Consider the following 13,771-nt stretch of genomic DNA (forward strand, 5'->3'; position numbering starts at 1 on the left):
CCTGCGCGCCCGCTGCCGGCATCGGCCACGCACGATCGGAAGGTCTCCCCCGCCGCCCGTGCGGACGGCGGGAAAGGACAGAAGGTTTAGCGGCGCTGACTGGCCGACGGTGCCCGGGCCGGACCGAACTCGGATCCCGGCTTCCACGCGGGCCAGTCCCGGCTGTTGGCGAGGGCGCGACCGGCCTGGTACATGACCTCAAGGTCCTCGATCTGACCGCGCAGATCCCAGTCCGGCGACCATTCGTCGTCAGCCTGGTGATAGCGGCGCGCGCCATATTCATCGCGGGCCGCGATGCGGGCCTCGAACGGCGCATCCCGGAACGCGCCACTGCCGTGCGAATAGGCCATCGGCACGCCGCGCTTGGCCAGCGGGAAGTGATCCGAACGGAAATAGGAACCGGCGGCGGGATTGGTGTCCGGTGCGACCGTCCGCCCCTGGGCCACGGCCAGCGCGCCCAGCCGTTCGTCCAGATCCGACTGGCCATAGCCGATGATGCCCAGCTCGCTGACGCGACCGTAGACATTCATCGCATCCATGTTGAAACCGGCCACGGTGGTCGCCAGCGGATAGACCGGGTTGGCGGCATAGAATTCCGAGCCCAGCAGACCGCTCTCCTCGGCGGTGAAGCTGATCATCACGATCGAGCGTTCCGGCCGCGGTCCCGCGCCCCACAGCCGCGCCATTTCCAGCAGGCCGGCGGTGCCGGTGGCGTTGTCGACCGCCCCGTTGAAGATGGCGTCGCCGTTGGCGTCGGGCGTGCCCACGCCGATGTGGTCCCAGTGGCCGGTGTAGATGATGGTCTCGTCCGGGTGGGTCGTGCCCGGCAGGCGGGCGATGACGTTCTGGGTGGTGACGCGGCTGGTCGCCACGTCGAAATGGCCATTGAACCGGGCACCGGTCAGCTCAACCGGCTGGAAGTCGCGGCGACGGGCCTGGGCCTTCACGGTTTCAAAATCCAGACCGGCCCGGCGGAACAGGTCTACCGCCACGTCGCGCTGGATCCAGGCCTCCATCCCCGTGCGCTCGGCTGCCGCATTGGCGCGGACGATGTCGAACTGCGGGCCTGACCAGCTGTTCTGCACCGTGGTCCAGCCATAGGAGGCCGGGGCCGTCTCATGCACGATGATGATCCCGGCGGCCCCCTGACGGGCAGCCTCTTCGTATTTATAGGTCCAGCGCCCATAATAGGTCATGGCCCGGCCGTTGAAGGTGTTCAGCGCCGGCTCCTCGAAGTCGGCGTCATTGACCAGGGCAACGATGACCTTGCCGCGCACATCCACGCCCTTGAAGTCGTCCCAGTCCCGCTCAGGGGCCGTGATACCATAGCCGACGAACACCAGCGGTGCGTCAGCGATGGCGACATGGTCGCCCGGCAGCCGGGTCGAGATGGTGATCTGCTCACCCTGGTTCAGGGCGATGGTCTCGCCGCCGACCTTGATGTCCGCATGGACATTCGAGGCGGTGAAGCGGTTCAGCGACACGTCCTGGGTCCAGCCGCCGCCCGTTCCGCCCGGCTCGAAGCCCGCCGCCGCATACTGCTCGCTCAGATACTGGACCACCTTGGCCTCGGCCGGGGTGGCGATTCCGCGCCCCTCGAAGCTGTCATCGGCCAGGACCCGGACATGCTCCGACAGGCGGGCGGCGTCGAAGGTGGCGGGCGCTCCGGGAGCGGCCACGGTAGCGCAGGCGGCCAACAAGCCCCCTGCGGCAAGAACGGCAACGGACGTGGTCAGGCGCATGAACAGAAACTCTCAGCCTTTGAAATACAGGCCGGGACTCTAGGGCACCGCCCAGGGGCTGTCGATGCGACGAAGCCCCACGAAAAACCCGCCGGCGCGAACGCCGGCGGGTCATGTCGTCTGCGATCGGAACGGTGGCCGTCTAGTGGGCCACGCCCTTCCAGATCTTGCGGTAGCTGAGATAGGTCAGGCCGGCGAACAGGAACAGGAAGATCATCACGCCGAAACCGGCCTGCTTGCGCTCGGTCGCCCGCGGGTCCGAGGCCCAGGTGATGAAGGCACTGACGTCCCGGGCGTACTGGTCCACGGTCTCGGGCGAGCCGTCGTCATAGGTTACCTGACCGGCCGCCAGCGGCGGCGGCATGGCGATAAAGCCCCCGGGCGGGGCGTGGCCTTCACCCGTCCAGAACGGGGTCATGTCGCCCGCCATATAGGGGTTGTAGTACTGGCCCGGACGGATCTGCAGGCCGGCCGGTGCCGCCCGATAGCCCGACAGCAGCGAATACATGTAGTTGGCCCCGTCGTGACGGGCCTTGGCCATCACCGACAGGTCAGGCGGTGCCGCCCCCCCGTTGCCCGCGGCCGCGGCCGTGGCGTTCGGATAGGGCGACGGGAATTTATCCGCCGCCGTGGCGTCACGCATGATCGCCTCGCCGGTCTCGGTGTCGATGTCCGGTACCTGGAGCTCGGCGGCCAGCGCCTTCACGTAGCGGTTCTCGGCCGGGCTGGCCGCATGCGGATCATAGAACGGACCGCCCGCCTCACCCAGATTGCGGAAATGCATCAGGTCCATGCTGTGGCAGGCCGCGCAGACCTCACGATAGACCTTGTAGCCGCGCTGCAGCTGGCCCTGATCGAAGGTGCCGAACGGCCCCTCGAAGCTGAACCCGGCCGAACGCGGATGCTGGGCCCCACCGGCGGCGAGGGCCGGGGCGGCGGCCAGCAGGCCGACAGCGGCGACGAGGGTGACCAGGGTCTTGCGCATGGTGAGGGCGTTCTTCTTGAGGATGGTCATCGCGCTCAGCCTTTCTGCCCGGCGCCGGAAACCGGCGGCAGCACCGGCTCCGAGATCGACAGCGGGATCGACAACGGCGTCTCCTTCCGCCCCACCCAGGGCATGATGATCAGGAAGAAGGCGAAATAGTAGGCGGTGAGCAGGCGGGCCAGCCACAGGAAGCTGTTCAGCTCGCCGTCGAACAGGGTGAAGCTGGGCATGCCCGGGATCACCTGGGCGTCCGGCAGCTTGCCGCCGCACCAGCCCAGCAGGACCCCGACCACCAGGAAGATCAGGAAGAAGACCTTCATCGTCGGGCGATAGCGCATCGACCGCACCCTGGACGTATCCAGCCACGGCAGGATGAACAGCACGCCGATCGAGCCGAACATCGCCACCACGCCGCCGAACTTGTCGGGGATGGCCCGCAGGATCGCGTAGAACGGCAGCATGTACCACTCGGGCACGATGTGCGGCGGCGTCTGCAGCGCATTGGCCGGGATATAGTTGTCGGCATGGCCCAGGGCGTTCGGCATGTAGAAGACGAACAGGGCGAACAGGATCAGGAACAGGATGATGGCAAAGCCGTCCTTGACCGTGAAATACGGGTGGAACGGCAGCGTGTCCTTGGCCTGGCGATCCTTGGGGATCAGGATCCCGACCGGATTGTTCTGACCGGCCACGTGCAGGGCCCACAGGTGCAGCACGACCACGCCGGCGATCACGAACGGCAGCAGATAGTGCAGCGAGAAGAAACGGTTCAGCGTGGCGTTGTCGATGGCCGGACCACCGCGCAGCCAGATCAGCACCGGCTCACCGATCAGCGGGATGGCCCCGATCAGATTGGTGATGACCTCGGCACCCCAGAACGACATCTGGCCCCACGGCAGCACGTAGCCGAGGAAGGCGGTGGCGATCATCAGGAAGAAGATCACGCAGCCCAGGATCCAGATCATCTCGCGCGGCGCCTTGTACGACCCGTAATAGAGCCCGCGCAGCATGTGCAGATAGACCGCGATGAAGAACATCGAGGCCCCGTTGGCGTGGACAGACCGAATGAGCCAGCCACCGTTGACGTCCCGCATGATCCGCTCGACCGAGGCGAAGGCCAGGTCGACGTTCGGTACATAGTGCATGGCCAGAACGATGCCGGTGGCGATCTGGATCACCAGGCACAGGGCCAGGATGCCGCCGAAGGTCCACCAGTAGTTGAGGTTCCTGGGGGTCGGCAGCGACATGTAGTCGGCACCGAAGCGGACGATCGGCAGACGGGTGTCGAGCCATTTCTCGACGCCGGTCTTGGGGACGTAGGTGGATTCGTGATCGCTCATCGGTCTCGCCCTCAGCCGATCTTGATGCGGGTGTCGGAGAGATAGGCGTACTCCGGCACGACAAGGTTCTTGGGGGCCGGTCCCTTACGGATCCGGCCGGAGGTGTCATAGGTCGAGCCGTGGCAGGGGCAGAACCAGCCGCCGTAATCGCCCGTGCCGAAGGTCGGGATACAGCCCAGGTGGGTGCACGAGCCGATCAGCACCAGGTATTGGCTGTGACCGGCCTTGACCCGCGCCGCGTCCGTTTCCGGATCTTTCAGATCCCCTAGCGGCGTCGTCACCGCTTCCTGGATTTCCTTGGGCGTGCGGTAGCGCACGAACACCGGCTTGCCCTGCCATTTGATGACGACCTGCTGGCCTTCCTGGACCTTGGTCACATCGAATTCGATGGAGGCCAGGGCCAGGGTGTCGGCAGCCGGGTTCATGGTGTTGATCAGCGGCCAGGCCACCATCACACCCGCACCGACGGCAGCGGCGCCGGCAGCGATATGGATAAAATCGCGACGGGTGGCTTCGCCCTCGCCGTCGGTGGTAACGACCGATTCGGTCACGTCTTACTCCTCGAACGCCACGCCCGTGCCCGATGAGGACGCCGTTGCCGCAGCACGAAAACCTTAGCCCGTCCTCACTGGACAGTGTGCGACCCGCGTTTGCGGCGCATCGCCGCAAGCTGCTCACGCCTCCTGAGAAACGGTCGCATTTCGAGTCGCGACAAGTCCCGGAGGCGCGCGTATGAGGGCCTTAGAATGCGTCTCGCCCTTTTTCAACCAGCCATTCCTCAGAACGTCGGGGCCTGCATCCGCCTCAGCGCCTGTTTCGGCGTCGAATTGCACGTGATCGAGCCCGTCGGATTCACCTTCGACGACCGGGCGATGAAGCGCGCGGCCCTCGACTACGGCCCCCTCGGACACATGATCCGGCACGCCGGCTGGGATCAGTTCCAGTCCGGCCGGGGTCCGGGACGGCTGGTGCTGTTCACCACCCGCGGCGCAACGCCGCTCAATGATTTCCGCTTCCAGCCCGACGACACCCTGCTGTTCGGCAGCGAGACCTCGGGCGTGCCCGAACCGGTGCACGCGGCCGCCGACGCCCGGGTGGTGATTCCGTTGCGGCCCGAGGCCCGCTCGCTGAACCTGTCGGTCAGCGCCGGCATCGGCCTGTTCGAAGGGCTGCGGCAGACGCAATTCTGATCTTTCTCCCATTGGGAGAAGTTGGCCCGAAGGGCCGGATGAGGGTCGGACGCTTCCGTCGGCGCAAGCCGTGGCTCCAACTGCGAACGGCTCCGCCGAGTGCCGCCAGTCGCCCCTCACCCTTGCGTCTTGCCGATCGCTTCGCTCCCGGAGGCTCATTCCCTCTCCCAATGGGAGAAGGAAACCTATTCCGGCGCGCCGTCCGTCGCCAGGACGGCCAGGCCGGGCCGCTCGCCGGCCTTGCTCGCCGCCACCGCCTCAACCGCCCGCATGACCCGCAGAATGTTCTCCCCGGCCAGCTTGCGGATGTCGGCCTCGGACCAGCCGTTGGCCATCAGGGCCGCGAGAATGCGCGGATAGGCGTCGACCCCGTCGATCCCGTCCGGCAGGGCACTGACGCCGTCGAAATCGCCGCCCAGGCCGACATGGTCGATGTCCGCCACATCACGGACGTGCTGGATATGGGCCACGACGTCGGCGACGGTCGCGTGCGGGGCCGGATGGGCCGCCATCCAGGCGGTTAGGCCGTCGCTCACCGCCGTCGGATCACCCGGATTGAGCGATTTCAGCCGGGCATCCTCGGCTGATCGCGCCGCGCCCCAGGCCCGCACGCTCTCGTTGACGAAGCCCGGCACGAAGGTGACCATCACCACGCCCCCGTCTTCCGGCAACAGTCGCAACACACTGTCGGGCACATTGCGGGCATGACCGGTCACCGCCCGCGCCGAGGAGTGGGAGAAGATCACCGGGGCTTCCGACACCCGCAGGGCGTCCAGCATCGTCTCTTCCGACACGTGGCTCAGGTCGACCATCATCCCCAGCCGGTTCATCTCGCGCACCACGTCCTCGCCGAACGGATTCAGCCCGCCCCATTTCGGGGCGTCGGTGGCGCTGTCGGCCCAGCTGGTGGTGCGCGAATGGGTCAGGGTGATGTAGCGCGCCCCGGACTCGTAGAACTCCCGCAGCAGGCCCAGCGAATCGTCGATCGAATAGCCGCCCTCCATGCCGATCAGGCTGGCGATCTTTCCGCGCCGCTGGATGCGCGCGATGTCGGCGGCGGAGGTGGCCAGTTCGAACACGTCCGGATGGGCGGCGACGATGCGCTTGACCGTGTCGATCTGCTCGAAGGTCGCCACGGCTGCGTCGGCCGGGCTCAGCGACGCCGGCACATAGACCGACCAGAACTGGCCGCCCACGCCCCCGGCCCGCAGCCGTGGAATGTCGGTATGCAGGTCGGTCGAGGCATCGAGGTTGGCGCTCAGGTCAACCGCATGGGGGTCGTTGCCGAAACCCTCGCGCAGCGCCCACGGCAGATCATTGTGGCCGTCGATCACCGGGGTCGTGCGCAGGATCCTCTGCACCCGCGCCTCTCCCGCCGCATCGGTGGACTGGGCCAGGGTCGGACCGGCCAGAACTGCAAGGGCGGCCGCGGTCAGCAGGGTGGTGCGGATCATGGGTCTCTCCGGAAACGACGATGCGCGACGGTGGCACAGGACCGGGCTTTGGCATAGCGAGCACCCTCCCGCTGTCGTCATCCTCCGGCAAGCCGCGCCTGCGCGGCGTAGACCGGGGGACCCAGCGGCGCGCGACAGCGCGATCTGTTCAGGCACGGTCGGTGCGGCCCGTTCTAGCCCCTCTCCCGTGGGGAGAGGGGTTGGGGAGAGGGTGTACGGTGTCCCCATGATCGCACCGTAACCCCTCACCCTTTCGCGCAAGGATCCTCGCTGACGCTCGGATGCGCTCAAGCCCTCTCCCGACGGGAGAGGGGAACAGTGCGACATGTTTGCGAAAACCCCCCCTATCGGCGCTACCCAAACCCCAGCCCCTTCAACACCCTGACCTTTTCCATCCCCAAAACGTCCGCCCCCCTTCCGACCTGCCCCATAATCCCCGGGTCCCGTCGCAAGGAAGGGCCGCCTAGCCTGCGACCTGGTGTGCGGCGGGAGTGGAGAAGCGGGGGCCCGGTTCCGGTCTGCCATCGCAAGGCAGGCGACGCCCGGGGTCTGATCGGGATGATTGGATGTCAGGGATGCGGGGGATACGCATCCGGTCCGGGGACCGTGTCGCGAGCACGGCCCGCCCGTCAGGGGCGCTGCGGTAAGGCGCTAAACATCGCCACCCGACGCAAGCTCCTGAAAACTCTCCACGCGGAGCGTCGGTCTTCGTCGAAACGGTACTTTTTTGATTTCTCCGGGCGAAGGCCCGGCGCTCCGCCTGCCCTTCCATCACCGCCGCCGGTCCGGTGCGCGGCGCGACCGCCTGCCCCGTAGCGAACACCGCTCCGATATGGTTCAAGCCTGCCCATGAGCGACGCCCATCCCACCGACCCGCTGGATCTGAAGAAGGCCGAGACCCGCGCCTGGTTCGAAACCCTGCGCGACCGGATCCACAGCGCCTTTGAGACCCTCGAGGACGATGCCCCCGCCGACCTGTTCCCCGGCGAACCGGGCCGCTTCGTGCGCACACCGTGGGACCGCCCCGACGGCGGCGGCGGCGTCATGGGCATGATGAGCGGACGCCTGTTCGAAAAGGTCGGCGTCCATGTCTCGACCGTGCACGGCACCTTCCCGGCCGACTATGCCAAAACCGTGCCCGGCGCGGCCGAGGATCCGCGCTTTTTCGCCACCGGCATCAGCCTGATCGCCCATCCGGTCAGCCCGCGCATTCCCGCCGTCCACATGAACACCCGCTTCATCGCCACGACCAGAAGCTGGTTCGGCGGCGGCGGCGACCTGACCCCGGTTTTGGATGTCGACCGCCACGCCGGGGCCCCGGACACCGTGGACTTCCACGCCGCCATGAAAACCGCCTGCGACGCCCATGACGCCGACTGGCACGCCAAATTCAAGGCGTGGTGCGATGACTATTTCTGGCTGGCCCACCGCAAGGAGCCGCGCGGCACCGGCGGCATCTTCTACGACCACCATGACAGCGGCGACTACGAGAAGGACTTCGCCTTCACCCGCGACGTCGGCACCGCCTTCCTCGACGTCTACCCTCGCCTCGTCGCCCGGCGCATGACCGAGGCCTGGACCGAGGGCGAGCGCGAGGAACAGCTGATCCGCCGCGGCCGCTACGTCGAGTTCAACCTGCTCTACGACCGCGGCACCATGTTCGGCCTCAAGACCGGCGGCAATGTCGACTCGATCCTCAGTTCGATGCCGCCCGTGGTGAAATGGCCCTGATCAGCCGGTAAGAAAGCGTCGGATCCAGCCGCCGACGAGGGCACGGTCATTGGGGGCCTTCAGGCTCTCGAGCGCCGGGTCCACCAGCGCCCGGCCGATGCGATCGTAACGGCCGCCGGTCAGATCGGCGGTGAATTCGGGGGTGAATTCCGGATGCGGCTGCATCGAGATGGCATCGTCGCCCCACGCCAGCCCGGCGAACGGGGTGAAGTCACTGCGAAGCAGCACCCGCGCCTGCGCAGGCCGCTCGACCACCTGATCCTGATGCGAGGCCGGCAGGGCCACCGTCGTCGCCGGCGGCACCATCCACGGCTCGCTGGAGACCACCTGATACCGATGCAGGCCGACGCCCCAGCCCTTGTCCGACTTCTCGACCCGCCCGCCCAGCGCCTGGGCCATGGCCTGGTGACCAAAACAGATCCCGACCAGCCGGGTGCGCCCGCGCGCCGACCGGATCCAGTCCAACAGGGCCCCGATCCAGACATCCGCCTCATAGACGCCGCTGGCCGAGCCGGTGATGATGACCCCGTCGAACGCGACCGGATCAGGCCATTCGTCCGCGACCACGTCGAAGGCCCGGGCCTCGAAATCCTGACCCAGCAAGGTCTGGAACATGGCCGGATAGTCGCCGTGCTCCGCGGCCAGGGCCGGCGGCGGCGCGCCGGTTTTCAGGATGGCGATCCGGGTCATTCAGGCTCCTGTGCTGTCCGCGACAATCCGGACGGGCAGACGCCGGACCGAACACGGTCTAGAAGGCGCAACCATGACCGAATCCGAGCCCGTCGTCCTGATCAATGTCTTCAAATGCGCCCCGGCGCATCAGGCGACCCTGATGGACCACCTGACCGCCATGGCCCGGATCCAGTCCGGCCTCGACGGCTTCATCTCCCAGACCCTGCATCGCGGCCTGAACGGCAAGGTCGTGGCCAACCATGCGGTCTGGGCTTCGGCCGCCGCCTGGAAGGCCATGGCCCGACACCCAGCCGTCGCCGAAGCCATGGAGCCGATCATGACCATCGCCACCTTCGAGCCCCACCTCTACGAACCGGGCGCGGTCATCACCCCGACCTAGTCGGTCGTCCAGACCTCGGCCCGCGCTCCGGCCTCGCCCAGCCGGTCGGTGACCCAGCCGCACACCTCACTGGCCGCCGCCTCGGCCCCGGCGGGTGGATTCAGCACCACCAGCGCGCAACCGTTCATCTTCATCGGATTGGTCAGCGGCCGCAGCCGCGCCTCGGCCACCAGCGCCCGCCCCGCGCCGCCCTGCTCCAGCCGGCGCAGGAAACCGTCAAACGTCTCCATGTCCTTCATCGGCGTCCACACCGCCACCGTCGCCGTCGGATCGGCACGCACGATGGCCGACGCCGTATCCGCCGCCCGGTGATAGTCGTCCGGCTGCTCGAACGGCGGATCGATCAGCACGAAACTCCCGGGATTGGCGGCCGCCTCGACCGTCACCTGGTCATAGCCGTCCCCGCCCCGCGCTTCGGCCCCGGCGAACGGTTCCAGCACCTCGCCCAGCAAGGCCAGAACCGGCGGATGCAGCTCAAAGCCGACATAACGATCGCCCCGACGCAACCGTCGCACCACCAGCAGCGGCGAGCCCGGATAGAACCGCCCCCCGCCGTCCGGATTGGTCTCATTGACCGCCGCCGCCAGCGCCTCAATCAACGGCGGACGATTCTCGCTGGCCATCAACCGCTCGATCCCGGCCTCCGCCTCGCGCGACCGCACCGCATCCCCGGCCAGATCGTACAGCCCCCCGCCGGCATGGGTGTCCAGCACCGTCACCGGCCCGGCCGCCTGCCGCTGTTCCAACAACCACAGCACCAGAGCGTGCTTGACGATGTCGGCGAAATTCCCGGCGTGAAAGCTATGGCGATAGTTCATGCCTGCTCGTCCCCTTCCCGGCGACCGCGGTCAAGGGCAGGCCCTATCGACGAGTCAGGTCCGGTCCCAATTCAGGATCACCTTGCCCGACTGGCCCGACTTCATCGCCGCGAAACCCTCGCGATACTGATCATAGGGAAGACGATGGGTGATCAGCGGCTGCAGGTCCAGACCGGCCTTCAGCAGGCCCAGCATCTTGCGCCAGGTCGTGAACATCTCGCGCCCGTAGACGCCCTTGATGGTCAGGGCCTTGAGGATGATCGCGCCCCAGTCCGTCTCCATCGGCCTCGACGGAATGCCCAGCATGGCCATCCCGCCGCCCATGATCAGGGTATCGACACACTGTTTGAAAGCGACCGGCGAACCCGACATCTCCAGCGCCACATCGAAGCCGACCTTCATACCCAGCTCATGGATCACGTCGTGCAGATCCTCGCGCGTGGTGTTCACCGTCCGCACGCCCGGCGCGACTTTCTGGGCCAGTTCCAGCCGATAATCGTTGATGTCGGTCAGCACCACGGTTCGGGCCCCGGCGTGACGGGCCACAGCGGCGGCCATCATGCCGATGGGACCCGCGCCGGTGACCAGCACATCCTCGCCCAGCAGGTCGAACTGCTGCGCCGTGTGCACGGCATTACCGAACGGATCCAGCATCGCGCCGATCTCGTAGGGTACCTCGTCCGGCAGTTCGATGACGTTGAACGCCGGAGCCACGACAAACTCGGCAAAGGCCCCCTGACGATTGACGCCGATACCGCGGGTGTCGGGGTCAAGGTGGAAATGACCGGCGCGGGCGGCTTCCGAATTCAGGTCGATGACATGACCCTCGGCCGACACCCGCTGCCCGACCTTCAGCCGGCGATCGACGTCCTTGCCGATGGCGACAATCTCACCGGCGAATTCATGCCCGGTGATCATCGGCATCGGCACGTTCTTCTGGCTCCACTCATCCCAGTTCCAGATGTGGATGTCGGTGCCGCACACGGCCGTGCGGTGAACCTTGATCAGCACCTCCTCGGGACCGGCGACCGGGATTGGAGCCTCAATCAGATCGAGTCCCTCGGTCGGCGACGTCTTGGCCAGGGCCTTCATCATGTCGGTCATTCAGATGACTCCCAGTTCGCGACCGGCCGTGGTGAAGGCCGCCACGGTTTGATCGATATGGTCGAATGTATGCGCCGCCGACATCTGGGTCCGGATTCGCGCCGCGCCGCGCGGCACGACGGGGAAGGAGAAACCGATCACATAGACACCCAGTTCCAGCAGTCGCGCCGCCAGGGTCTGGGCCAGTTTGGCGTCACCCAGCATCACCGGAATGATCGGATGCTCACCGGCCAGCAGATCAAAGCCCGCCTCGGTCATCGCCGCGCGATAGCGGGCGGCGTTGGCGGTCAGCTGGGCGCGCAGGACGTCGCCCTCGCGCCCCTGGGCGATGCGAATGGCCTCAAGGCTGGAGCCGCACACCGCCGGGGCCAGGGCGTTGGAGAACAGATAGGGCCGGGCCCGCTGCTTCAGCAGCTCAACCACGGCCTTCCGGGCGCAGATGAATCCGCCCATGGCCCCGCCCAGCGCCTTGCCGAAGGTGCCGGTCACGAAATCCACCTCAACCCCGTGGTGCGCATAGGATCCGCGCCCCTGCGGGCCAAGGAAGCCGGTGGCATGGCAGTCGTCGACCATGATCAGGGCGTCGTACCGGTCGGCCAGCACCCGGATCTCGTTCAGCTTCGCGATATAGCCGTCCATCGAGAAGGCCCCGTCGGTGGCGATTATGATATTGCGAGCCCCGGCCTCCCGCGCCTCCTTCAGCCGGCTTTCCAGCTCGTCCATGTCGGAATTGGCGAAGCGATAGCGTTTGGCCTTGCAGAGCCGCACACCATCAATAATCGAGGCGTGGTTCAGGCTGTCCGAAACGATGGCATCCTCGGCTCCGAACAGGGGCTCGAAGATACCGCCATTGGCGTCGAAGGCGGCGGCGAACAGGATGGTGTCCTCGAAGCCGAGATAGTCGGCGATGGCCCGCTCCAGCGTCTTGTGGATTTCCAGCGTACCGCAGATGAATCGAACCGATGCCGTGCCGGCACCCCAGCGATTTTGCGCCTCAATGCCCGCCTGAACCACGCGCTCGTCGCCGGCCAGACCCAGATAGTTGTTGGCGCAGAAATTCAGCACCTTCCGGCCCCCGACCTCGATCACCGGCCCTTGGCGCGAGGCGATCACCCGCTCGGGCTTGGTCAGGCCCTGGGCGTCGATATCGACGAGCTCGGCGGCAACGCGGTCGTAAAAGCTGGTGGTCATGTGCCCTCGCTCAGCAGTTCAAGGCGGCGGATTACGCGGTTTTCATCGATGGTTCCAGCGTTGCGGTCAGGACGGGGACGGAACCGGCTCGGCGACCGCACGGAACGGCGTCACCCGGATCAACCCGCCGCACGGCGTCAGCCTGCGATCGAGCCAGACGGGCGACGTATCGTTCGGAGCCGTCATCCGGATCCGCGCCGCAGTCGGACATGCGGCTTCGCCGTCAGCCTCTTGCGGCACCACGTTCCACGCGACATCGAACCAGGCCCTTCCCCGGGAGACGAGGATCACAGCCGAGGCGGTCTGACCGCTGCGGAAATAGGATCCGGGCACCGCTTCCGTCCGCACCCTGGTCAGAGCCTGGCTGCGGTCATCGACCAGGGTGATCGACGGATAGCCGGTCAGGCTGCAGGCCGCTGTCCCCATGTTGCGAACGCCCACGATCGCGACCCGATTGCCCATGCCGGCATCGCCGCCCGCGTCGTCCAGTTGAAGCTGCGGCCCTTTGCACGGCGGGGCCGACACCGGCGCGGTCGGCGCGGGGTCAGCCTGGACTGGTATCACTGCTGGGGTGCCGACCGGACGGGCACAGCGTTCCAGCACCACCGCGGTCGAGGATCCGACGGGGCTGACACGGCTCAGAACGAACGCTGCTTCGCCGTTTCGAACAGTCCCGCTCCAATCCAGATCTGCACCGGCATAACGTGCACCGGTGCCGGCCGGGACCTGGGCCAAGGTGTAGTCCTGCCCGAGATAGCCGAGACGGATCGAGGCGCTGTCGGGATAAGACACGGTGATCTCGCGTCCACTCGTGCAGGCAAAGGTCACGGCTGTTGCCGTATCGGACGCCACGGCGGGCTGCAAAACCTCCCCGGCTTCCGGCCGCGATCCGTCAAGGCTACAGCCCGCCGAAGGCGCGACGAGGGCCGCCACCAGGACGGCAGTCGGATAGAAGCGGGGCAGGCGCATGCGGTCGTCCTTCGGGCGGCTCGCATGGCAACGCTTGGCACCGGCAATGGCTCCGCTTCGCAACCTGCGGCATGGCCGGAATCAAAAAAACCCCACGGCGTGAGCCATGGGGTTCTGAACTTTGGGTGCGGGAGTAGGATTTGAACCTACGACCTTCAGGTTATGAGCCTGACGA

13 protein-coding genes are annotated in these 13,771 nt (G+C 66.9%); 3 read left to right on the forward strand and 10 right to left on the reverse strand.

Features of this window, described 5'->3' with window-relative positions:
- Window positions 1-86: 86 nt before the first annotated feature.
- From AAC067_RS11020 to petA, 4 genes are all read right to left on the reverse strand, one after another.
- Window positions 87-1,742 carry a M28 family metallopeptidase gene (locus AAC067_RS11020; protein ID WP_339932440.1) on the reverse strand — a complete coding sequence of 552 codons (1,656 nt, stop codon included), beginning with the start codon at window positions 1,740-1,742 and terminating at the stop codon, window positions 87-89.
- A gap of 142 nt (window positions 1,743-1,884) precedes the next feature.
- Window positions 1,885-2,757: a cytochrome c1 gene (locus AAC067_RS11025; protein ID WP_339932442.1), complete on the reverse strand. Its 873-nt coding sequence runs from the start codon at window positions 2,755-2,757 to the stop codon at window positions 1,885-1,887.
- A gap of 5 nt (window positions 2,758-2,762) precedes the next feature.
- A complete protein-coding gene (locus AAC067_RS11030; protein WP_339932444.1) occupies window positions 2,763-4,067 on the reverse strand; it encodes a cytochrome b/b6 in 1,305 nt (434 codons plus the stop codon).
- Window positions 4,068-4,078: 11 nt separating this feature from the next.
- A complete protein-coding gene (gene petA / locus AAC067_RS11035) occupies window positions 4,079-4,618 on the reverse strand; it encodes a ubiquinol-cytochrome c reductase iron-sulfur subunit (RefSeq protein ID WP_339932446.1) in 540 nt (179 codons plus the stop codon).
- Window positions 4,619-4,813: 195 nt separating this feature from the next.
- Here petA and AAC067_RS11040 point away from each other — a divergent pair, with 195 nt between their 5' ends.
- The gene (locus AAC067_RS11040) at window positions 4,814-5,257 is read left to right on the forward strand and encodes a tRNA (cytidine(34)-2'-O)-methyltransferase (RefSeq protein ID WP_339932448.1); all 444 of its coding nucleotides are present in this window, start codon (window positions 4,814-4,816) and stop codon (window positions 5,255-5,257) included.
- A gap of 185 nt (window positions 5,258-5,442) precedes the next feature.
- On the opposite strand, the gene AAC067_RS11045 is transcribed toward AAC067_RS11040, so the two are convergent.
- Window positions 5,443-6,711, reverse strand: coding sequence for a dipeptidase (locus AAC067_RS11045; RefSeq protein ID WP_339932449.1), 1,269 nt, complete (start codon window positions 6,709-6,711; stop codon window positions 5,443-5,445).
- An 849-nt stretch (window positions 6,712-7,560) separates the two neighbouring features.
- On the opposite strand from AAC067_RS11045, the gene hemF reads away from it, so the two are divergent.
- Window positions 7,561-8,442 carry an oxygen-dependent coproporphyrinogen oxidase gene (gene hemF / locus AAC067_RS11050; RefSeq protein ID WP_339932451.1) on the forward strand — a complete coding sequence of 294 codons (882 nt, stop codon included), beginning with the start codon at window positions 7,561-7,563 and terminating at the stop codon, window positions 8,440-8,442.
- On the opposite strand, the gene AAC067_RS11055 is transcribed toward hemF, so the two are convergent.
- Window positions 8,443-9,132 carry a type 1 glutamine amidotransferase gene (locus AAC067_RS11055; protein ID WP_339932453.1) on the reverse strand — a complete coding sequence of 230 codons (690 nt, stop codon included), beginning with the start codon at window positions 9,130-9,132 and terminating at the stop codon, window positions 8,443-8,445. It lies immediately after the preceding gene.
- Between the two features lie 73 nt (window positions 9,133-9,205).
- Here AAC067_RS11055 and AAC067_RS11060 point away from each other — a divergent pair, with 73 nt between their 5' ends.
- A complete protein-coding gene (locus tag AAC067_RS11060; RefSeq protein WP_339932455.1) occupies window positions 9,206-9,514 on the forward strand; it encodes an antibiotic biosynthesis monooxygenase in 309 nt (102 codons plus the stop codon).
- Here AAC067_RS11060 and rlmJ read toward each other — a convergent pair.
- The 4 genes from rlmJ to AAC067_RS11080 form a co-directional block, all read right to left on the reverse strand.
- Window positions 9,511-10,332 (reverse strand): 23S rRNA (adenine(2030)-N(6))-methyltransferase RlmJ, encoded by an 822-nt coding sequence (gene rlmJ / locus AAC067_RS11065; protein WP_339932457.1) that lies wholly within the window; start codon window positions 10,330-10,332, stop codon window positions 9,511-9,513. The two genes, AAC067_RS11060 and rlmJ, sit on opposite strands and share 4 nt — an antisense overlap.
- A 54-nt stretch (window positions 10,333-10,386) precedes the next feature.
- Window positions 10,387-11,436 (reverse strand): L-threonine 3-dehydrogenase, encoded by a 1,050-nt coding sequence (tdh, locus tag AAC067_RS11070; RefSeq protein ID WP_339932459.1) that lies wholly within the window; start codon window positions 11,434-11,436, stop codon window positions 10,387-10,389.
- The gene (locus AAC067_RS11075) at window positions 11,437-12,627 is read right to left on the reverse strand and encodes a glycine C-acetyltransferase (protein WP_339932461.1); all 1,191 of its coding nucleotides are present in this window, start codon (window positions 12,625-12,627) and stop codon (window positions 11,437-11,439) included.
- Window positions 12,628-12,693: 66 nt separating this feature from the next.
- Complete coding sequence (locus AAC067_RS11080) at window positions 12,694-13,596, reverse strand: DUF4232 domain-containing protein (protein ID WP_339932463.1); 903 nt, start codon at window positions 13,594-13,596, stop codon at window positions 12,694-12,696.
- Window positions 13,597-13,771: the final 175 nt, after the last annotated feature.

It is taken from the genome of uncultured Brevundimonas sp. (genome assembly GCF_963977465.1).
GTDB lineage: Bacteria > Pseudomonadota > Alphaproteobacteria > Caulobacterales > Caulobacteraceae > Brevundimonas.

Coding starts and splice junctions, on each gene's coding strand:
- AAC067_RS11020 (WP_339932440.1), bottom strand. CDS start 1,742: ATGCGCCTGACCACGTCCGTTGCCGTTCTTGCCGCAGGGGGCTTGTTG.
- AAC067_RS11025 (WP_339932442.1), bottom strand. CDS start 2,757: ATGACCATCCTCAAGAAGAACGCCCTCACCATGCGCAAGACCCTGGTC.
- AAC067_RS11030 (WP_339932444.1), bottom strand. CDS start 4,067: ATGAGCGATCACGAATCCACCTACGTCCCCAAGACCGGCGTCGAGAAA.
- AAC067_RS11040 (WP_339932448.1), top strand. CDS start 4,814: ATGCGTCTCGCCCTTTTTCAACCAGCCATTCCTCAGAACGTCGGGGCC.
- AAC067_RS11045 (WP_339932449.1), bottom strand. CDS start 6,711: ATGATCCGCACCACCCTGCTGACCGCGGCCGCCCTTGCAGTTCTGGCC.
- hemF (WP_339932451.1), top strand. CDS start 7,561: ATGAGCGACGCCCATCCCACCGACCCGCTGGATCTGAAGAAGGCCGAG.
- AAC067_RS11055 (WP_339932453.1), bottom strand. CDS start 9,132: ATGACCCGGATCGCCATCCTGAAAACCGGCGCGCCGCCGCCGGCCCTG.
- AAC067_RS11060 (WP_339932455.1), top strand. CDS start 9,206: ATGACCGAATCCGAGCCCGTCGTCCTGATCAATGTCTTCAAATGCGCC.
- rlmJ (WP_339932457.1), bottom strand. CDS start 10,332: ATGAACTATCGCCATAGCTTTCACGCCGGGAATTTCGCCGACATCGTC.
- tdh (WP_339932459.1), bottom strand. CDS start 11,436: ATGACCGACATGATGAAGGCCCTGGCCAAGACGTCGCCGACCGAGGGA.
- AAC067_RS11075 (WP_339932461.1), bottom strand. CDS start 12,627: ATGACCACCAGCTTTTACGACCGCGTTGCCGCCGAGCTCGTCGATATC.
- AAC067_RS11080 (WP_339932463.1), bottom strand. CDS start 13,596: ATGCGCCTGCCCCGCTTCTATCCGACTGCCGTCCTGGTGGCGGCCCTC.